Consider the following 20341-nt stretch of genomic DNA (forward strand, 5'->3'; position numbering starts at 1 on the left):
CACACGCTGATTCGGGGGACGCTTAATCTTTGTCGTTCTCCAATAGGACATCCAGCCTACTCCTTGCTAGTTTCCGCCGCCCAAACGACCATCGCTCGCGTCGGCGAGCGATCGACCTTCGGGGGATCGCGATTCCTTCAACTGACTCAGAATTCGATCGAGCAGTTCGCGGTGTTGTTCTAAGTGTTTTCGATATCCCTGGTGAAACGGGGCCTGTTTAACCGCCTGTGCTTGCAACTCCAACGCTTCGGTCAAATAGTCGATCGCCGCTGCGGTTCGACCGCGAGATTGGTCGACCGTTCCCAGATTATGCAGCACTGCAGCTAACCGGCTCAAGGGCTCAGGAGTCTTCCGGCATCGGTTGGTTTGAGACCGCAGGTGTTCTTCCGCCGCCTTGAACGCTACGATCGCCGCTGCCTCACCGCTAGCATCTCTCTCGCTCACCTCATCGCCCCTCCTGGCACCGCTCCAAATCAATTGGCCGAGATTGTTCTCCGCAATCGCCAGTTGTTCTTCGCAGGCCCGATCCATCGGATCGTTTTCGATCTCGGATGTCAATCTGTGGATCAGTTCGCGGATCACTTCCAAGGCTTCGCCACGGCTTCCCTGACGCCCCAACACCGTCGCCAAATTGTTTTCCGAAACGGCTATCTGACAAGAGATCGATTGCCCGGCAAAGCAGCCCTTGACCTCCACCCGTTTGCTATCGTCAGCAGCAACCAAGGCGGCGAGTGATTGCAGATCGGCGAGGTTCGCCCGCAACAGCGACTCCGCCTGGGAGAGATCCGTTTCCATCGTAGTCGCCACCAAAGAATTGCGACACTCGACAATCTGCTGTCGCAGCGACACATCGTCGGGGTCGGTCTCCAACGCCTTGTTCAGCAGACGCTGCACCCGCTGAAGTCGCGGCGCCACCGGCGAGTCGTCACCCGATTGCCATAACAACAGAGCGAGATTGTTCTGCGTCATCGACCATTCGACCAAATACCGCGACGGAGCCGCGGGCTGGTGAACCAATGGCTCTTGCAATTCGCTGGCCGTTCGATAGTTGGCCAACGCATCGCGGAAGCGTCCCTGATGCTTCTGTAACGCCGCCAGATTGTGAAACCCGAGCGCCATATCGGCTTGGTCCTCGTCGCTCCCTTGCCAATGCTCGCAAAGTGACTCGTAGGCCGCGATCGATTCCTGGTATTTTGTTTCGGCCGCTTGAACATCCCCTAACTGTCGATACGTCGCGGCCAGGCGAAACCGAACTTTCGCCAGTTCGGAGTGAAGCGAGGGATCGTGATCGGCGTACTGAAGAAAATCCAAGTAATAGCGTTCGGCTTCGTGCAGCACGTCGATGCGAAGCGATTCTCCACCGGGCAAATCAGCCAAGCGCTGCGACATCATTCCGCCGAAGCGATCGACCAACGCATGGGCTTGATCCAAATGCAGATGGGCGCGGGCCGTGGCTTGATCTTTCAAGCGACTCTGTTGGGAGATCAGCAGCGTCGCCGTTGTCAGCCCGGCGATAGAGAGCATCAAAACACAAAAGATCGCAGCGACGAGCCGTTGCCGGCGGACGGCCCAGCGAAACGCCAACTCGACGCGCGTCGGACGTCGCGCCAAAGTCGGTTTCCCCTCCAAGAAGCGACGCAAATCTTCTCCCATCTCACCGGCCGTCGCATATCGATCGTCCTTTCGTTTGGCGATCGCTTTGAGCACGATCGTCTCCAAATCGAGCGCGACGGCGGGATTCATCCGCCGAAGCGGCGCGGGGCCGGAATGCTGAATCGCATGAAACAAAGTTTCACGGTCTTGGGATTCAAAGGCGGGCCGTTTGATCAACAATTCATACAAAGTGATCCCAAGCGAATAGATGTCGGTCCGGTGATCGATCTCCTGTTGCCGCCCAGCGATCTGCTCGGGACTCATATACCGTGCCGTCCCCATCACCTTTCCCTCGGCGGTCAAGTTGCCCAGACCGCGGACTCGGGCCAACCCAAAATCAGCCACCCAAACCTTTCCCGCCGAATCGATCAATAGATTCGAAGGCTTCACATCTCGGTGAACGACTCCCTCGCGATGCGCGAAATCGAGCGCGTCGGCAACGCAGATCATCAGCTCGACGGTCCGTTGGATCTCGTCGGGATCGCACCCCGTCGTACCTTCCTGCGTCCGATCGCCAGCTGCCGCCTGGGTCGACCGATCCGCAAAAGGAACCGGCGGCTTCGAGCGTACCGATGCCGCAAGCCGACGTGGAATGCTCGCGGGCAACGGCGCGTCGAGCGTCGTTTGGTTTTGGGGACTGTCGACTCGACATGGGGCACCGCCACCGCTGGAATGTGCTGGCTGAGACGCCCTCGATTCCTCGAACACCTGTTCCAGCGACTGGCCGTCGATCAATTGCATGCTGTAATAATGGACGCCGCGCTCGCAGCCGACAGCAAAAACGGGAACGATATGGGGATGGTGCAGCGATGCCGCCGCTTGGGCTTCGTTTCGAAACCGCGCCACCTGTTGGCTGTCCAACACCGCGGCAAAGGGAAGAACTTTCAACGCCACATTGCGGCGCAACGACAACTGAGTCGCTTCATAGACGACTCCCATCCCACCCCGACCGATTTCGCGTCCCAGGCGGTAATCCCCCAGCGTCGCCCCATCGACAGCCACCTCGTCGAGCCGATCTTGCGTGGCGGGCTCGGGATCGCGGGTCGCCCGGCACAACGCCCGCAAGCTATCCAAATGCATCCCCCAAGAACCGTTCAGTTCCGGATGGGCTTCCAACAGCTGTTCGGCCCCGGTTTCATCTCCGCGTTCCAAACGGCAGGCGTAGTCGTCCAACAGCTCCGCAATTTGCAGTTGTTGGTCGTCGATCCGTTCCTGAGTCTTCATACTTGCTGATCCATTGCTATGCGAAGATGCTCGATCGCCCGCAGCCACAACATCCGAACCGCGCCGGCCGACCGCTGCATTCGATCGGCCACGTCGCTAAATGGGAGACCATCGATGTGTCGCAAAACGATCACGGTCCGATAGTCCGGCGGCAACCGCTCCAAGGCTGCCGCCAATTCGGAGAGCGATTCTTGATGGTCCGCTTCCGATGCTGGGGACCGCTGTTGATCGGCAGCCAACGACGCCAAGCGTTGATGCGATTGATCGACCGAAGCGGATAAGCTTTCGAGCACCTGTTCGGCTCGAACGCTTCGCTTCGCCGCGACCAGATGGGTCTCGACGGCGGCGGCGATGTTATGGACCAGCACGCGACGCAACCAACCGGTGAATTCTTCGATCCGTTCCCCACGGAAATTGGGAAAATCCCGATGCACCTCCAGCAGGGTCTCCTGAACCACATCCGACGGGCTAACCCGGTGCTGAATCCGGCGATCCAAGTGCATCCGTGAGAGCACATTCAGATAGCCCGAATAGCTAGCGAGCAGCCGATCAAGGCTCGCGCGATCGCCGTCGACCGCGCAGCGAAACAGGTCGATCGTTGCATCGGACTCGATTTGATTCGCCATCGGCTCTCTCCCTAGATTCCCCTGGCTGGATGCGAAGGCATTTGTCACGCAGAAAATTATAGAAGTTTCCAAATACTGCACAATTCACCCAACCGCCAGCGTCTAGGGTGTTGTGACGCGGTGGCAGCGGCAACCGGTGTTCTACGGTATGCTGCCCAATCGACGGACAGCGTCTGCCAGAGACCGCCCCCCTCGATCCGGCGGCCGTATCATCCCTTCACTCCGCTTCAGAAATCTGCAATGCGCATCGTTTCCCTGCTTCCCAGCGCGACCGAGATCATCTGTGGTCTGGGACTTGGCGACCAATTAGTCGGCGTCACGCATGAGTGCGATTCCCCGGCGATGGTGACCGGGCTGCCGAAAGTCACCCACACGCTGATCCCCGAGGAGGCCAGCAGTCGCGAGATCGACGCGTTGGTTCGCGAGCGATTGAAGACCGAGCACGCCCTCTATTCACTGAACATGCCAGTTCTGGAATCGTTGGCTCCCGATCTGATCGTGACCCAAACGCTGTGCGATGTTTGCGCTGTCTCCCAACGCGAAGTCAGCGCGGCGGCCTGTTCGCTGCCATACGCGCCGCGAGTGCTGAATCTGGAACCAACCTGCCTGTCCGATGTCTTGGACAGTATCGGGCAAGTCGCCGAAGCAGCGGGATGTGTGTCGCAAGGCGAGCGTTCTCGGGAATCGCTGCAGCGGCGTATCGACACCGTCGCCCAGCGGTCACGATCGATCGGCCGTCGCCCCAGCGTGATGCTGCTGGAATGGATCGATCCACCCTTCAGCGCCGGACACTGGAATCCCGAATTGGTAGCGATCGCTGGGGGCGACGAAGCGATCGGCGTCCCGGCAGCGCGATCGGTGACAACGCCGTGGGAAACGATTGTCGACGCGGATCCCGAGGTCATGATCGTGGCATGTTGCGGTTTCGACGTGGAACGCGCAAAGCAAGATCTACCGATCCTGAAATCGTATCGTGGCTGGGACCGCCTGCGTTGTGTGCGGAACGACCGCGTCTATATCGTCGACGGATCAGCCTACTTCAGTCGCCCCGGGCCTCGTTTAATCGACAGCCTCGAAATCCTAGCGCACGCTCTGCATCCGGCAACGCATCCGTTGCCAACGCAAATCACCGAAGGAATCGATTTTAGTATCGAAAGGATCGACCGGAACTCACCGCAGTTGTAGATCGCCGCCGCGCCCGTAGTCCGACATGCGGCGGCGGTCTTCTGCTACTCCCCGTGTCGCACAAATGTCTGACGCAAAGAATAGTCGCTCCTCAAGGAAGCTGACGCGTCTCCTTTCCGATGGACGACATTCCCGACGCAATCGGGCGGCGTACCGATGTTGCACAACCGACCTGTCGCTATGATTTCCGGTAACCGAGCGGACAGCGAAATCCCCCCCGGCGTCAGCAATGACACGCGAGAACTCGGGGCGAAACGTTGCGACAAACTTTGCTTTCGACAATCGCGTCACCAGGACCTATCAGCATGAACCCATCCTTTCAAAGCGGCCATCCAAATTGCAATCCCCAGCCCACTGACATCGACGGGTGGGATGCGTTAACCGATCTGGCGCTGGACCTGCGTTCGACATGGAACCACGCAACCGATACCATCTGGCGAGATCTGGATCGCGAGCTGTGGGAATCAACGCACAATCCGTGGGTTGTTTTGCAAACGGTTTCGCGGCGACGCATCGAAGAGCAGTTAAACCGGCCCGCTTTCCGCGAGACCTTGGACGCATTGATCGAAGCGCGGCGACAAGCTCAAGAAGAATCGACTTGGTTCCAACAGGAGCATCCCGACTCGCCACTCACCCGCGCGGCCTATTTCAGCATGGAGTTCATGCTCAGCGAAGCCCTGCCGATCTACTCCGGCGGGCTTGGGAATGTCGCGGGGGATCAATTGAAGGCGGTCAGCGATCTGGGAGTTCCGGTCGTCGGTGTGGGGCTGCTGTATCAACAGGGCTACTTCCGTCAAACCATCGATGGCGATGGGATGCAACAGGCGTTGTTCCCGTACAACGATCCGGGCCAATTACCGATCACTCCGCTGCGACGCGCCGATGGAGAATGGTTGCGGTTGGAAATCGCATTGCCTGGATATTCGGTTTGGCTACGCGCCTGGCAAGCTCAGGTCGGCGGCGTGAAATTGTATTTGCTGGACAGCAACGACGCGGCAAACTATCCGGCACATCGCAGCATTACCAGCGAACTTTATGGCGGCGATGCCGAACTGCGTCTTAAACAGGAACTGGTCCTCGGAATCGGCGGATGGCGATTGCTCGAAGCGCTCGACATCGCTCCGGAAGTCTGCCACTTGAACGAAGGACACGCTGCGTTTGCAGTCTTGGAGCGCGCCCGCAGTTTTATGAAAGCGACCGGGCATTCGTTCGAAGTCGCCCTCGCCGCGACGCGCGCTGGCAATCTGTTCACAACGCACACAGCGGTAACCGCTGGGTTCGATCGCTTCTCCCCCGAATTGATCCGACAGTACTTAGGTCCTTACGCAACGAAAATGTTGGGGATCGAGGTCGATGATTTGCTGGCACTGGGACGTCAGGGAACGGGCGACGACGAGATGTTTAACATGGCCTACTTGGCGATCCGTGGTAGCGGTGCGATCAATGGCGTCAGTCGCCTGCATGGCACCGTCAGCCGACGGATCTTCGAACCGTTGTTCCCACAGTGGCCCGAAGCTGAAATTCCCGTCGGGCATGTAACCAACGGAGTCCACATGCCCAGCTGGGACTCGGCCGCTGCGGATCGATTGTGGACCGAGATCTGTGGCAAGGATCGTTGGCGAAAGCCGTGCGATTCGCTGTCGGAAGAGATTCGAAAAGTCAGCGATCCAACGCTGTGGCAATTCCGAATTGAATCGAGCAAGTCGCTGGTCGAATTTGCGAGACAGCGACTTTCTCGCGATCTCGCGGTCGCACGGGCCGATGCTTCCGACGTCGAAGCAGCGAAACATTTGTTCGATCCGCACGCGTTAACACTCGGTTTCGCACGCCGGTTTGCAACCTACAAACGCCCCAATCTGTTGCTGCACGATCCCGATCGATTGCTGCGTCTGTTGAGTGATCCCGAACGACCGGTGCAGCTGATCCTGGCTGGAAAAGCGCACCCGGCGGACACCGCGGGGCAGGAGTTGCTTCGCCAATGGGTTCAATTCATTCGTCATCCGACGGCGCGGAAGCACGTCATCTTCTTATGCGATTACGACATGTTGATGACCGAACGCTTGGTTCAAGGTGTCGATGTTTGGATCAATACTCCGCGGCGTCCTTGGGAAGCCAGCGGCACCAGCGGGATGAAGGTGTTGGTCAACGGAGGCATCAATCTTTCGGAACTCGATGGTTGGTGGGTGGAAGCCTACAAGCCGGAATTGGGCTGGGCGTTGGGGGACGGGCGCGAACATGGTGACGATCCCGCATGGGATGCTGCCGAAGCCGAACAATTGTACGAGCTGCTTGAAAACGAAGTCATCCCCGAATTCTATGCCCGCGACGAACAAGGGATTCCAACGGCCTGGCTTCAGCGGATGCGGAATAGCATGGCGACGTTGACGCCCGAATATTCTGCGATCCGCACCGTTCGTCAGTACACCCAACAACATTATCTACCGGCGGCCCAGGTGTATCGCGAACGCGTCGCGTATAACGGTCAACTCGCAACCAGCATCGTCAACTGGGAAACATCCGTGAAAGAAAAGTGGAGCTCGTTGCGTTTCGGTCGCGTCGATTGCCGATCCGATAACAGCGAACACCAATTCGAAGTCGAGGTCTATCTCGATGGACTCGATCCAAGTTTCGTGCAGGTGGAACTGTACGCCGAACCGACCGATGGCCCCGAACCTCGCCGCGTCGCAATGCAGCCGCAAGCAACGCGGGACGACGATGATGGTACGCGTTGGGCGATCTATCGCGGCGGCGTTCCGTCAAGCGACGACGCAAACGACTACACCGCACGGGTCTTGCCGGTTCACGAAGGAGTTGCGATTCCGTTGGAGCTGAATTTGATACTGTGGCAACGGTAGTTCCCCAAACGCCAAACCGACGCCATAATCCGATCGGCAAAGTCGATCGCGAAGTGTCATGCGTTGGACGCCCCGGTTTTGCTTGTCGATCGTTGCCTCGCGTCTCCGCCACGGGGACGCGGCGCCCGCACCGAGTACCTCGCCCCCCGAGAACGCCGGCCCATCGTTCGGCCGAAGCATACGGTGCCATGTCACGTTGTTTCCACTCTGTCAGGGCGGCGCAGAAATGCGTCTTCGGAAACACTTCCCGGTAAGGGGCAACTTGTTTTTTTAAACTGGAACGGCAGAGAAAATGGTAACCCGACGCTTAAGCGAATAACTCACGCAGTGCCTCGCTTCAGCGACGGGTTACCAATCATGCCTAAAGTCAAACAGTGATTTGCCCTGACTTCCCTGTTGCCTGACTAGTCAAGGCAACAAACGTGAGGCAGAATAAGCACTACAAGTGCGGGGCCAACAGCCAACCGAGCAACCTTAAGAACACCGCGTCACAGGGCTCCTGTAAGAAGTGAAGCCGCCATGGATAACGACCCAACCACTCTCGATGTTCAGCGGTATCTCGGCGAGTTGGCAAATCTGGACGGTGACACTCCCGCCGAACCGATCATCCGAGCGTTGATCGCGCGTTCGGTCGGTCGCTTGCACCTGCTGTGCGAAACATTGCTGGTCCGCAGTTATCCGCGGTTGATGCAGCCGCCATTGAACCTGCAGTCCGAAGAGATGCTCAGCGCGGTGGTCGATCGGTTGATCAAAGCGATGCAGGAGATACGCCCCACCAACGTGCGGCAATTTTTTGGGCTCGCGAACCAACACATGCGTTGGGAATTGAACGACCTAGCGCGACGGTTGGATAATCATCCTAAAAACCAAGCGTTGGACGGTGCCGTGGTCCCCGCGCCCGAACCGAGCGGATCTCAGTTGAGTCCCAATGCGGTGCGGATGTTGGCGGCGATCGAAAATTTGCCAGATCCCGAACGGGAGGTGTTTGGACTGGTACGTATCCAAGGGATGTCGCATACCGAAGCGGCCGACCTGTTGGACGTTTCCCCCAAGACGATCCAACGACGGTTGAACCGCGGCGTGATCTTGCTGACCGAATCTTTGGGCGATTTGAATCCAACGGCCTCCTCCCCCAACGAAGGTTGATCGGTGCCGCGAACGTTTCCCGTTTTGCGCCGATCATTCCGCGTTGCGACGCGAAAGCTGAAGCCATGAGTAACGAATCTCCCATCGACGAACTGCTGGAAGAACTGCTCGAATCCCACCGTTCGGTCGAAGAGGTCTGTGCGGACCATCCCGAATTGATTCGCGAAGTTCGCAGCCGGTTTCAAAAAATCCGCAGCGTCGAATCTCAAATCGATCAATTGTTTCCCCCGTCGGTAACGCCGGCTCATTTGGTCGATGCGCGCACGGCTGTGCAGAACGCCGCTTTACCGGAGATCCCCGGCTACGATGTCGATTCGGTGCTTGGGCACGGCGGAATGGGAGTCGTCTACCATGCGCGGCATCTTCAACTGAATCGCACCGTGGCGATCAAAACGCTGCTGGCCGGGTCTTATGCGACCGATGTGGAACGGTTGCGGTTTGCCCGTGAAGCGGAAGCGATCGCAGGTTTGCGGCACCCTCATATCGTCCAAATCTACGACGTGGGGGAGGTCGCAGGCCGGCCGTTTTACACGATGGAATTGGTCGAAGGGGGGACGCTGTCTCAAAAACTGGCGGCCAACCCGGTGTCGGTACGCGAGGCGGCTGAAACGGCAGCGGTGTTATCGCGCGCTGTACAAGCGGCGCATGAGGGGGGCATCGTGCACCGCGATCTCAAGCCCGCCAACATCTTGTTGACAGACGACCAAACGCCCAAGATCAGCGATTTTGGTTTGGCGAGACGCTTCGATGGCGAAGCGGATCTGACTCTCACCGGTGCCCGCATGGGGACCCCCAGCTACATGGCTCCCGAACAGGCGACGGGCGAGTTCGTTGGCCCCGCTGTCGACATCTATGCCTTGGGGACACTGTTGTATGAGATGTTAACCGGCCAGCCACCGTTTCGCGATGAATCGATCATCGAAACCGAACGCCGGCTGATCTCCGAAGATCCGATCCCCCCATCGAACTCCAACCACAATGTTCCTCGCGACCTGGAAACCATCTGCCTGAAGTGCCTGGAGAAGGAACCGCACCAACGCTATCTATCGGCCGCCGATCTGGCCGACGACCTGCAGCGTTTCTTGCGATATGAACCGATCGCAGCGCGGCCGATCAGCCGCACCGCTCGGGGGTGGCGTTGGGTTCGGCGGAGTCCATCGACCGCCGCTTTGATCGTCACCGCCGTCGCCCTGTTTGGCCTGCTGGCCGCATACGGAACGCGAGAACTCGCGTTGGCATCCGGCAGCCGAGCCGAGAAGGCGCGGCTGACCGCTCGATTGGAATCGGGACTCGAACTGGGACGCCAAGGTAGGTATGCCGAAAGTCTCGCACTGTTAGGAAAACTGGGGGACGGAGGGCACGTCGATTTGCGGCAGCGGATCGACCAAGCGATTACCAATCTCGATTTTATCGAAGAACTGGCTTCATTGTCACTGAATCGGTTCGCTGTTATCGATGGCCGATACGACCGGGCACACAACCAAGCGGTTGCCGATCAACGCTACGAAGCGATCTTTGAAGAATTGGGCATGGGCAGTGTGCATGACGATCCAACCGGCGTTGCCAACCGCGTGAAGGGATCCGAGGCAAAGCTTCCGCTGATCGCAGCCCTCGACGATTGGGCCGTTTGCGCGAACGCCGGCGATCGTCGCAATTGGGTCTTGGCCGTCGCTCGGGCCGCCGATCCCGATTCGACAGGCTTGCGCAACCGAATTCGCGATCCGGAGAAATGGTTGGATGCGGCGGTGCTTTCGGATCTGTCCCAACAGGCCCTTGAAGCGAATTTGTCGGTCCAATTGCTGTGCGTTTTGGGAGACCGTTGCGACGAAGCGGGGCTCGATGCGGTCGCCTTCCGCAAACAAGTGCAACGGGCGCACACCAACGACTTCCTAGCCAACTTTGCTCTCGCCGACGAACTGTCCGAACGCGAACCGTCCGAAGCGATACGCTATTACCAAGCGGCGTTGGCGGTTCGACCGCATGCCTCCCCCGCTCACAACAACCTGGGTATGGCGCTCGCAAAACTCGGGCGCACCGACGAGGCGGTCGAATTCTTCCAATCTGCGTTACAGATCAATCCAAAATTTGTCCTGGCGCACTACAACCTCGGGCAAACTCTCGCGACCACAGGTAAACCTCGAGAAGCGATCGACCAATTTCAAGAGGCGATTGAAGTCGATGCCAACGATGCGTTTGGACGCTACCAACTCGGATTGGCGCTTCGAGGAACTGGAGAGCTGCAGCGAGCGGTGGAATCGTTTCGACAAGCGATTCAGATCGATCCGCGTTACGGCGCGGCATACGGGGCGCTTGGCGAAACACTGCTAGAAATGCAGCACAACGAACAAGGGGAACGCGCGTTGCTCAACTGCCTTCAGCTGTTGCCCCAAAACGATCCACTTCGCCCACGCGTGCAAAAGCTGTTGGAAAATTGTTGCGATTCATAGGCCTTCGATTCCACTCCGGAAACAACCGCTCCACCTGACGTTCGGTGCGACGCACCTCTTGCAAACGGCGATGCAACTCCGGCAACAAATCGGGACGACCGGCACACACAACGACCGGATCCCGATTCGATTCCAAAATCTCTTCCAACAGTTTCTTGATGTGGGATTGGTCCGTCATCGGGTTCCTTCAGCACCATTCAGGATTGCCTCTTAGGCAAGATCGAACAACATGATTTCTGCGTTTTCGGTAGCATCGATCTGCAGGTTGACTTCGTCCTGAATCGCGGCCCCCGTCCCCGTATCCAACGCTGTTGCGTTGAGCGTCACCGAACCACGCAACACCTGCAGCCATGCGTACCGACCGCGACACAGTTCAAAACTTATCGAAGAACCTTCCTCCATCTTCGATAGATAGATGCGTGCGTCTTGTTGGATCGAGATCGAACCATTTTGACCATCGGGGGATGCAACCAACCGAAACGAATTTCGCAGTTCGTTCTCTTCGAACCGCCTTCGTTCGCTGCTGGGCCGGACGTCGCGGCATTTGGGCAGCAACCAAAACTGATAAAAATGAGCCGGTTCGTAGGGCGATGGATTGATTTCGCTGTGCGTGATGCCCGTTCCAGCGCTGATGCGTTGCAGTTCCCCCGTTTGCAACACATCCCCACTGTCCATCCAGTCCTTCAATTCCAGTGTCCCGTCGAGAACGTAGGACAAAATTTCCATATTGGCGTGCGCATGACGGCCAAATCCTTGACCGGCGGCAACGCGGTCTTCGTTCATCACACGCAACGCCCGAAATCCCATGTGGTTCTGGTCGTGGTAGGATGCAAAGGAAAACGTGTGATACGATTTCAGTCGGCCTAAATCGGCGTGGCCACGTTCATTCGACTTACGAAGTGTGATCATCGGTTCCGGTCTGTGTATAAGGGGCCGCACACCCATGCTCGGCGATTTCGCCTGCCACCGATGCTCTATTTCGCAACGGCAATCACGTCGAACGGGTATGTCGTGGCAGCTTTGCTGAAAAGGTTGTCAGTCGGTCCCAACCGAACGAATCACGCGTTCGCTCAAGAACCTCACCGACAGAGTTGCTGTTGCAAACGCAAACCGCCACTTTTTATGTCATCTATCTAAGCGTTGGGGGTGGACAGGGAGGGACAAGAAAAATTTGTAACTTGTTCCCACCAGTGCGGATACTCGGCATTCCTTTCGATTGAAACGCCCGAGGTTATCTGGGATCTTGCGTTGTCCAAGAAGTTGGGCACAACGGCTGAATAAGGGCCTTGAAGCTGCCCCCCCGCCTCAATTCCCAAGCAACCAAAGGCTACACATGCGACGTTTCGCCTCTCATCCGCTTCCCCAAATATTTGTTGCGCGTCACGGCGAAACGGAGTGGTCACGAAGCGGCCAGCACACAGGACGGACCGATATCGAGCTCACCGAGCGTGGCGTCCGCGATGCGCGGCGACTCGGTCAACAAATCGAGGATCTCGCCCCCGACGCGGTCTTCACCAGCCCACTGCGCCGCGCAACGGCGACATGTCGGATCGCCGGATACGCGGATCTTGCTGTCGACGACCCCGATCTTGTCGAATGGAACTACGGCGCGTACGAAGGGAAGACAACCCGCGAGATTCGTCAGCAACGCCCCGATTGGAATCTTTTTGACGACGGTTGTCCCGCCGGCGAGACCTTGGCCGAAGTGGCCGATCGCGCCCACCGCGTGATTCAACGGATCCGCGCGATCGATGGCAACGTGCTGCTCTTTTCTCACGGCCATTTTCTGAACATCCTGGCCACTTGCTGGATCGGCTTGGATCCACGCTTTGCCGGCCGGTTTTATCTCGATCCCGCGACGCTCAGCATCCTTGGCTATCACCACGACCGAACCGATCCGGTGATCCGATTGTGGAACGACGCAGACAACGGAGAGTGAGTCGATTCACGATGTCGGCGACTAATACAAAATAGAAAATCAGAATCGCAAGAATGGTCCCCTTTGGGGCGGTTTGGCGGATCGAAAACAGGCGGTAGAATGATCGTTCGAGATTCCGCCGCGGAGATCGCGTGGCAGGGACGCCTCGATCGTCGCCCCGCTATCATGGCGGCGCGGATTCCTAGGAACAACGACCACTTGCTGCGTGGCTGACGAAGCGTTTTCACCCCCAAGAAAAATAAGAACGGTAGCATGACAAGCCCGAATCCAACATTGACCGCCAGTCCTGCCTGGAACGCACTGCAGACGCACCACGCGGAAATTCGTGATACACACATGCGTTCGCTGTTCCAAGCCGACGGCGATCGCGGCCAACGATTGACCGCCGAAGCGCTTGGCATCTATCTCGATTATTCGAAAAACCGGATCACCGACCAAACGCTGAAGCTGTTGTTGGACCTGGCCGAACAATCGGGGCTGCGGGATCGAATCGACGCGATGTTCCGAGGCGATAAAATCAACGCCACCGAACAGCGCGCGGTGCTGCATGTTGCGCTGCGAGCGGCCAAGGATCAATCGATCGTCGTCGATGGTGAGGACGTCGTTCCCGAAGTCCACGCCGTGCTCGATAAGATGGCGGCGTACTGCGATCGCGTTCGCAGTGGCCAATGGAAGGGACATACCGGCAAATCGATTCGCACGATCGTGAACATCGGCATCGGCGGATCGGATCTCGGCCCGGTGATGGCCTACGAAGCATTGCGGCACTACAGCCAACGAGATCTACAATTCCGTTTCGTATCGAATATCGACGGCACCGATTTATCCGAAGCGATCCAGGATCTCGATCCCGCCGAAACCCTGTTCATCGTCGCTTCGAAAACCTTTACGACGCAAGAAACCTTGACCAACGCACACTCCGCGCGAGACTGGTGCCTGGCTGGCTTGGTCGATGAAGCGGCGATCGCCAAACACTTTGTCGCGGTTTCGACCAACGCGGAACAAGTGGCAGCGTTTGGCATCGATACCGCCAACATGTTTGGTTTTTGGGATTGGGTCGGTGGCCGTTATTCGTTTGATTCGGCGATCGGGCTTTCGCTGATGCTGTCGATTGGCCCCGATCAGTTTCGCGAGATGTTGGCGGGCATGCATGCCATGGACCGCCATTTCCAAACCGCACCTTTCGAACAGAACCTGCCCGTCCTGCTGGCGTTGTTGGGGATCTGGTACAACAACTTCTTCGACGCTCAATCGGTTGCGATCCTGCCATACGATCACTATCTCGGCAAACTGACCGCCTACCTGCAGCAGCTTGATATGGAGAGCAACGGCAAACAGACCGACCTCGATGGCAACCCGGTCGATTGCCAAACCGGTCCGATCATTTGGGGCGCTCCGGGAACCAACGGCCAACACGCCTTTTACCAATTGATCCACCAGGGGACCAAATTGATTCCCTGCGACTTCATCGGGTTCTGCGAAACACTCAATCCGCTGGGCAACCATCACGATCTCTTGATGGCGAACTTCTTCGCGCAAACCGAAGCGTTGGCGATGGGGAAGACCGAAGCCGAAGTTCGCGCCGATGGGGTCGACGATCACCAGGTGCCCCACCGAATTTTTGCCGGTAACCACCCGACTAACACGATCCTGATCGACCGCTTGACCCCCGAATCGTTTGGCAAGTTGATCGCGTTGTACGAGCACAAGGTGTTTGTGCAAGGTACGATCTGGAACATCAACTCCTTCGACCAATGGGGCGTGGAACTGGGCAAGGTGCTGGCGAAAAAGATCGTGCCCGAATTGGCCAGCGGCAGTTCACAACCGTTGCAGCACGACAGTTCCACCAACACCTTGATCCAACGTTACCGCGACGCAAAGCCTGGTCAAGCCTCTAATGCTTCCTAGTGAAGCCCACGGTGAAGATCTCCGCGTCGAATCGGGCTGTCGATTTCACCCGCTTGGGTGAACAGGGCGCGGTGGCCGAACCGGCGGCTGTCGATAGAATCCCTATCGATGCCATCGTCAGTCATTTCGTACCCAACCTATCGATTGGGCTGCCAGTGGTTCGCGGGATCAGCAATCGCTGCAGATAGCGAGAGCACGGATCAAAGCACCTTCTTCGCTGCGAAAAGAAGTTCGCTCAACCGAGCGAACTTCTGCTCGGCTTCTGCTTTCCGCTGGGCGCGTTCTTCCGAACTCCAACCCGTGGCGATCTCGCGACGGGACGCTTCGATCAAGCTCGAGATTGGACGACGTGTTGCAGTTGGGGCGCTGAGAACTTGCATGGTGTCGACTTCCATTTGCGGAGACGAATGTGAAATGTGACGCGCCCGTCACTATTCGCACATCCCATGCCAACACCAGATAACGCATGCTTTTACGCGGCAAATTGACGTTTCGGCCAGCTTGCTGGGCAACAATCGGCCGGCAACCGATCAATTCTTGAACGATCTGCAGCCACGCCCAGGACGACGCCCGGCGATTCCCAAATTCGCTACCGACCGATTCAATCCATTTCGCGCGACTTGCGTTGAGCTCGCTGTTTGTCGCGAAACCGCTTCTTACGAAGCGCGTCTTTCGCTTTGGTCGCTTCCGCTTTGGCCAAGATCGCTGCGGCAGTTTGCTCTTTTTCAACTTCCATCATCTCAGGCGTTTCGAGGGTCAGCAGCCCCAGGCCGCCCGAGCGAACCTCGGTCACCAAGATCCGCGATGCTCGATCGAGATCGACGAGATTCATCTTGCCAAGACAACCTCGCTTGCGACCGATCGCTTCGATGATTGCCAGTTCCGTCTCGGGTATCGATTCCAAGTTGTAGCGGTCCGCCAACCGGTCGGGATATTGTGCACTCATGAACTTCGCCGCGAAGAAGCCAACTTCGCCGTAGTCCATCGCGGTCTCTTTGACCGATCCCAACAGCGCCAACCGATATCCGCTGTTCACATTATGGACGTTGGGCCACAACATCCCGGGAGTATCCAAGAGGGCGAACCCATCTCCGATGGTGACCCGTTGTTGCTGCTTGGTCACCGCGGGTGTATTTCCCGTTTTGGCAATTTTCCGCCCCGCCAAAACATTGATGATCGTCGATTTACCAACATTCGGAATCCCGACGATCATGGCGTTGATCTTGTTTCCTCGGCGATGCGGCAACATCCGGGTTGCAATCTGTTTCAGCTTGCGAATCGTCGGCACATCTTCGGTGGTGACCGAATGGGCTCGAACTTCCGCCGTCTGTTCGAAATAATTCAGCCAATCGTTGGTCATCGATTCGTCAGCGAGATCGCTCTTCGCCAACACTTTCAAACACGGCTTTTGGCCACGCAGTTCCGCCAACAACGGATTTTCGCTGGAATACGGAATCCGCGCATCGAGGACCTCTATCACCAAGTCGACCTTGGGAAGGATCGCCTGCATTTCCTGCCGCGCTTGATGCATGTGCCCGGGGAACCACTGGATAGGCATAAGATTATTCGAGGGGTCGTGGAAACGAAGGAATGAAAACGATAACGATCGGACCGGGCACAGAGACGACGGCCTAGGGACGATTCTGTCGTTCTTAGTGTTGTCCTTGGAGCGATTGCTGCAAACCCCAGGTCACCACGGACTAGCGGATTCGGTAGCCCGGCACGGCCGTCGGGATGCTCCACAGCGTGCCACCGGCGGTGACAAACAAGGTCTTGGCATCCTCGCCACCAAAGGCGCAATTGGTCGTTTCATCGCGTGGAATCGCGACAAAACCGATCTGCGTGCCAGTCGCCGAAAAGACATAGATACCGGCCGTCGGCGGATCAGCGGTCTCCTGTGGCAGATGAGGTTGATTCAGCCCTGCGGCAACGTACAACCGACCACTCTGATCCAGCTTCATGCCATCGGGACCGCGCGTCGTCTTCCAATCATGAATCAATGTCTGGCTGGCAAGGTCAGGCGTTCCGTCGCTGCGAAGCTCAAACCGCCACAGCTTCCTCGCTCCACCGAGTGCATTGTTGTTGTCGGCGACAAACAGAAACCTGTCGTCCGCCGTCACAATCAGCCCGTTGGGTCGATCGACCTCATGCGCGATGATCCGATCGACCTGTCCGTCCGGATCGATGCGGTAGATCCCTTCGATCTCACGCCCCTCGGGATCCCGCATTTGCATACCGCTGCGGTCGCCGTATTGAGGGTCCGAAAAATAGATCCGATTCTTGGAATCGATCGTCAGATCGTTGGGCTGATTGAATTTTTGTCCATCGTACGAATCGGCCAGCACCGTCACGCTGCCATCGGGCTCGATCCGGATCACGCGACGCCGACGGTTTTCGCACACGATCAACCGCCCTTGGCGATCGAACAGCAAACCGTTGGACCCCGCATCGCGGCGATAGACCGACGTCAAACCCGATAGATCACGGCGATTGATGTTTCCTTCGCCACTGGTCAGTAGGCCCAACTGGGGATGCCAGACCGGCCCCTCTCCGGCACCATGCTCCTGAAGCAATTTTGGTTGGCCGAGAAAGATGGCTTCCTCTGCCAACACCGTCGTGGCAGCACAAATCAGACACAAGCTCGCCAGAGGCAGAGGACGACGAAAAAGGGAAACGGTGAACACGAGAATTGAATTCCTAATGGATGAAGCGTACCTCAAGCCAGTCTAATTCGAATGTCCACGGACGGCGCGGATTCGCGAGCCATCTTCGCTGATTGCGAAAGCCTGTTCTTCATCCAATTCCACCACTTGCAGCACTTGCTCGCGCGTGATCGATTTCCCGGCGGCATTAGCATTCTTCAGCAACGTGTCGATCTCGAGCCAACCGTAAGCCTCCAACTGAACGCCGATCGCTTCGGGATGATGTCTCAGAATGAAGCTCAGATATTTACAGATTTTGGTAAGTCGTTTGTTCATCCCGGCAGTGTAACCAAAACAGCCTTCGCTGGCAGTCCCCAAGCTGACCGCCGGCCCCTCCAAACCGGCGACAACCGCAGCCATATCGTCTGCGGTCAAAAATCCCCGGACCGAATTCGAGCCCGCGATCAACGATCCCAATCGATGATCACCTTCAGGCTATCTTTGTCTGCCGCTCGGGAGATGGCGGCGGGGATCTGGTCCTGTCCAAAGACTTCGGTCGCGTTGGTCATGAGATCGATCTTTGGCAGCAAGCCTTCGGAAAGGAATTTATGGGCCAGACGAATCCCGTGCATGCTGCTGCCATGTGTCGCTTGGTAGCACTGCAACCGGTAATGGATGTCATTATTGAGATCGACCTCATGAGCGATCCGCGGTTTGCCATCCGCCCCTTTCACCCCGGCGTGTCCGTCCAAAACGGTTCCGTATCCCATCAACTTCGGCGCCAAATCATACGCTTCGCGTACCGGCGCATTAACCATCACAAAGTGAGGTTCGTTGTACGGTTTACAATGCGCCAACGTCGTCTGTACGACGTTTTCGTCCCAGCGAACTCCCACGACCCGATCGTCGCCGAAATCGGCCAACACGCGTTCCAACCGCTCTTTGCCACGATTGATCAAAATGATCTTCTTGGCGTTCATCGCCTGGGCACACTGCAACGCGTAAGTGCTTTGCGACCCGGCACCAATCAACACAACAATCCGATTCTCAATGCAGTTGTTGACCCGGGTCATCCCTTCGAGACAACAGGCCAGTGGTTCCAATTGGCACGCATGATTCGGGTTGAACCCGGCCGGAAACTTGACGATCGGTCCGTCGTCGACAAACCACTTCGGTAGAATCGCGTGGGATCGCGCAAACCCAGGGAACTCGTGTCCTGTTGCCTGCGTATTGGGACAACTGGTCCAATCCCCCGTCCCAGCCTTACCGCAGTAAATGCAATCGGTATCGCCACACGGAATATCACATCCGAGTCCGACCAGATCGCCGGGGGCAAACTTGTCGACTCCCGGCCCCACCGCGTCGACGATACAGGCGACTTCGTGCAGCAGAATCGCGGGCCAAGACAAGATCCGCGGCAACCCGACGTTGTAGATCACCACATCCGACTGGCAGACCGACGTCTTGCTGGTGCGGAGCCGAACTTCGCCGGGTCCAGGTTCGCCAATCGTTTCTTGAGCGAGCGAAAACGTGCCACCGGGTTTGTCGAGATAGTAAATCGAGTTTTGCATCGTTGCGACATTCTTTGTTGTAGAAGGATCGTGAGTCTTATTTGTCCGCCGCGTCGGGTCCCTGCGACGGATGAAGTAGCACCTTGGCGTAAAATTCACTCTGATCCCGAATCATTTCCAACGCCGCGATGCCTTGCGACAACGGCACGCGATGGGTGATCAATGGTTTCAGGTTCAACACGCCGCTGCTCATCGCATCGAGCACCGTACGCCAATCATCGTCGTCGCCAAAGACGCTGAAATCGCTGTTCCATGTCCCCAAGATGTCGATCTCTCTTCGCATGCATTGCGAAATCAAGGCGGCCGGAAGCGTGACATCGGCCGCCGGATTGCCCAATAAAACGCAGCGTCCGGAACGCCGCGTCGCTTGCATCGCAGCGGTCATCGTCGGCGGGACTCCCGCACTTTCGATCGCAACGTGCACACCGCGGCCTCCCGTCAAACGTTCGGCAACCAGGGCGGGCGATTCGTCGCGGCTGTCGAACACATGCTCGAACCCAAGTCGCCGAGCAAGCTCCAATTTTTCGGGCAGGATGTCGAACAAAGCGATCTGCGACGCCCCCATTCCCCGCGCCCATTGAGCGACCATCAATCCGATCGGTCCCAAACCGAAGATCGCCACGCTGTCCCCCAAACGCAGCTGAGCCCGACGAACTGCGTGCAATGCCACCGCCGCCGGTTCGGTCATGGCGGCTTCTTCCAACGACACGTTGTCGGGCACTTTGATCAGGTTCCGTTGCGGAGCGATCACATATTCACTGAACGCGCCGTCGCTGCGACTGCCCAAATAATCGTATCCGTCGCTTTGAGCGTATTTACCGACTTCGCAGGCCGGGTGGTCGTCGTTCCAAATCAGCGGAAAGACGGCGACGCGATCGCCAACGGAAAATTCGGAGACGCCCTCGCCGCAAGCTTCCACGGTGCCAGCGAACTCGTGACCGCAGATCGTTGGAAAGTTGTAGGTCCCTTTGCTGAAGCAGCGAGGTATGTCGCTGCCACAAACACCGCAGAAACCGATCCGCACCCGCAGCTTGCCCGCCGGGACCTCGGGAACCGGGACCTGTTCGAACCGCAAGTCCGAAACACCATGCAGTACGATCGCGTCCATTAAATCTTTTGTCATCTAGCTTGTCTCCATCTGGATG

Annotated in this window: 15 protein-coding genes; 7 read left to right on the plus strand and 8 right to left on the minus strand. The window is 57.6% G+C overall.

Features of this window, described 5'->3' with window-relative positions; translation table 11 throughout:
- Positions 1-66: 66 nt before the first annotated feature.
- Together EC9_RS13160 and EC9_RS13165 are read right to left on the minus strand one after the other, a co-directional pair.
- Positions 67-2877 carry a serine/threonine protein kinase gene (locus tag EC9_RS13160; protein WP_145345868.1) on the minus strand — a complete coding sequence of 937 codons (2811 nt, stop codon included), beginning with the start codon at positions 2875-2877 and terminating at the stop codon, positions 67-69.
- Positions 2874-3503 carry a sigma-70 family RNA polymerase sigma factor gene (locus EC9_RS13165; RefSeq protein ID WP_145345870.1) on the minus strand — a complete coding sequence of 210 codons (630 nt, stop codon included), beginning with the start codon at positions 3501-3503 and terminating at the stop codon, positions 2874-2876. The genes EC9_RS13160 and EC9_RS13165 overlap by 4 nt, the downstream gene beginning before the upstream one ends.
- A 240-nt stretch (positions 3504-3743) precedes the next feature.
- Here EC9_RS13165 and EC9_RS13170 point away from each other — a divergent pair, with 240 nt between their 5' ends.
- From EC9_RS13170 to EC9_RS13185, 4 genes are all read left to right on the plus strand, one after another.
- Positions 3744-4688, plus strand: a complete 945-nt coding sequence (locus tag EC9_RS13170) for a cobalamin-binding protein (RefSeq protein ID WP_145345872.1) — start codon at positions 3744-3746, stop codon at positions 4686-4688.
- A 305-nt stretch (positions 4689-4993) separates the two neighbouring features.
- The gene (gene glgP / locus EC9_RS13175; protein WP_145345874.1) at positions 4994-7543 is read left to right on the plus strand and encodes an alpha-glucan family phosphorylase; all 2550 of its coding nucleotides are present in this window, start codon (positions 4994-4996) and stop codon (positions 7541-7543) included.
- 519 nt (positions 7544-8062) lie between these two features.
- The gene (locus EC9_RS13180) at positions 8063-8689 is read left to right on the plus strand and encodes a sigma-70 family RNA polymerase sigma factor (RefSeq protein ID WP_145345876.1); all 627 of its coding nucleotides are present in this window, start codon (positions 8063-8065) and stop codon (positions 8687-8689) included.
- A 65-nt stretch (positions 8690-8754) separates the two neighbouring features.
- Positions 8755-11136, plus strand: coding sequence for a protein kinase domain-containing protein (locus EC9_RS13185; RefSeq protein ID WP_145345878.1), 2382 nt, complete (start codon positions 8755-8757; stop codon positions 11134-11136).
- Between the two features lie 210 nt (positions 11137-11346).
- On the opposite strand, the gene EC9_RS13190 is transcribed toward EC9_RS13185, so the two are convergent.
- On the minus strand, positions 11347-12045 hold the full coding sequence (locus tag EC9_RS13190; RefSeq protein WP_145345880.1) for a pirin family protein: 699 nt from the start codon (positions 12043-12045) through the stop codon (positions 11347-11349).
- A gap of 424 nt (positions 12046-12469) precedes the next feature.
- Between EC9_RS13190 and EC9_RS13195 the strand changes: the two genes are divergently transcribed.
- The 3 genes from EC9_RS13195 to EC9_RS13205 all read left to right on the plus strand — a co-directional run bounded on the left by EC9_RS13195 (position 12470) and on the right by EC9_RS13205 (position 15171).
- Positions 12470-13075, plus strand: coding sequence for a histidine phosphatase family protein (locus EC9_RS13195; protein WP_145345882.1), 606 nt, complete (start codon positions 12470-12472; stop codon positions 13073-13075).
- A 252-nt stretch (positions 13076-13327) separates the two neighbouring features.
- Positions 13328-14983, plus strand: a complete 1656-nt coding sequence (pgi, locus tag EC9_RS13200; protein WP_145345884.1) for a glucose-6-phosphate isomerase — start codon at positions 13328-13330, stop codon at positions 14981-14983.
- A gap of 11 nt (positions 14984-14994) precedes the next feature.
- Positions 14995-15171 (plus strand): beta/alpha barrel domain-containing protein, encoded by a 177-nt coding sequence (locus EC9_RS13205; RefSeq protein ID WP_218934785.1) that lies wholly within the window; start codon positions 14995-14997, stop codon positions 15169-15171.
- 413 nt (positions 15172-15584) lie between these two features.
- On the opposite strand, the gene ylqF is transcribed toward EC9_RS13205, so the two are convergent.
- The 5 genes from ylqF to EC9_RS13230 all read right to left on the minus strand — a co-directional run bounded on the left by ylqF (position 15585) and on the right by EC9_RS13230 (position 20319).
- On the minus strand, positions 15585-16541 hold the full coding sequence (gene ylqF, locus EC9_RS13210; RefSeq protein WP_145345888.1) for a ribosome biogenesis GTPase YlqF: 957 nt from the start codon (positions 16539-16541) through the stop codon (positions 15585-15587).
- Between the two features lie 142 nt (positions 16542-16683).
- Entirely contained in the window at positions 16684-17622 is a 939-nt protein-coding gene (locus EC9_RS13215; protein WP_246106106.1) for an SMP-30/gluconolactonase/LRE family protein, read from the minus strand.
- Between the two features lie 87 nt (positions 17623-17709).
- A complete protein-coding gene (locus EC9_RS26965) occupies positions 17710-18102 on the minus strand; it encodes an RNA 2'-phosphotransferase (RefSeq protein WP_246106107.1) in 393 nt (130 codons plus the stop codon).
- On the minus strand, positions 18090-19196 hold the full coding sequence (locus tag EC9_RS13225; protein ID WP_145345890.1) for an alcohol dehydrogenase catalytic domain-containing protein: 1107 nt from the start codon (positions 19194-19196) through the stop codon (positions 18090-18092). The genes EC9_RS26965 and EC9_RS13225 overlap by 13 nt, the downstream gene beginning before the upstream one ends.
- 37 nt (positions 19197-19233) lie before the next feature.
- Positions 19234-20319 carry a galactitol-1-phosphate 5-dehydrogenase gene (locus tag EC9_RS13230; protein ID WP_145345892.1) on the minus strand — a complete coding sequence of 362 codons (1086 nt, stop codon included), beginning with the start codon at positions 20317-20319 and terminating at the stop codon, positions 19234-19236.
- Positions 20320-20341 lie beyond the last annotated feature (22 nt).

Source organism: Rosistilla ulvae (assembly GCF_007741475.1).
GTDB classification, from domain to species: Bacteria; Planctomycetota; Planctomycetia; order Pirellulales; family Pirellulaceae; genus Rosistilla; species Rosistilla ulvae.

Excerpts from the sequence above, each read along its gene's own strand:
- EC9_RS13160 (WP_145345868.1), bottom strand. The coding sequence starts at position 2,877 with ATGAAGACTCAGGAACGGATCGACGACCAACAACTGCAAATTGCGGAG.
- EC9_RS13165 (WP_145345870.1), bottom strand. The coding sequence starts at position 3,503 with ATGGCGAATCAAATCGAGTCCGATGCAACGATCGACCTGTTTCGCTGC.
- EC9_RS13170 (WP_145345872.1), top strand. The coding sequence starts at position 3,744 with ATGCGCATCGTTTCCCTGCTTCCCAGCGCGACCGAGATCATCTGTGGT.
- glgP (WP_145345874.1), top strand. The coding sequence starts at position 4,994 with ATGAACCCATCCTTTCAAAGCGGCCATCCAAATTGCAATCCCCAGCCC.
- EC9_RS13180 (WP_145345876.1), top strand. The coding sequence starts at position 8,063 with ATGGATAACGACCCAACCACTCTCGATGTTCAGCGGTATCTCGGCGAG.
- EC9_RS13185 (WP_145345878.1), top strand. The coding sequence starts at position 8,755 with ATGAGTAACGAATCTCCCATCGACGAACTGCTGGAAGAACTGCTCGAA.
- EC9_RS13190 (WP_145345880.1), bottom strand. The coding sequence starts at position 12,045 with ATGATCACACTTCGTAAGTCGAATGAACGTGGCCACGCCGATTTAGGC.
- EC9_RS13195 (WP_145345882.1), top strand. The coding sequence starts at position 12,470 with ATGCGACGTTTCGCCTCTCATCCGCTTCCCCAAATATTTGTTGCGCGT.
- pgi (WP_145345884.1), top strand. The coding sequence starts at position 13,328 with ATGACAAGCCCGAATCCAACATTGACCGCCAGTCCTGCCTGGAACGCA.
- ylqF (WP_145345888.1), bottom strand. The coding sequence starts at position 16,541 with ATGCCTATCCAGTGGTTCCCCGGGCACATGCATCAAGCGCGGCAGGAA.
- EC9_RS13225 (WP_145345890.1), bottom strand. The coding sequence starts at position 19,196 with ATGCAAAACTCGATTTACTATCTCGACAAACCCGGTGGCACGTTTTCG.
- EC9_RS13230 (WP_145345892.1), bottom strand. The coding sequence starts at position 20,319 with ATGACAAAAGATTTAATGGACGCGATCGTACTGCATGGTGTTTCGGAC.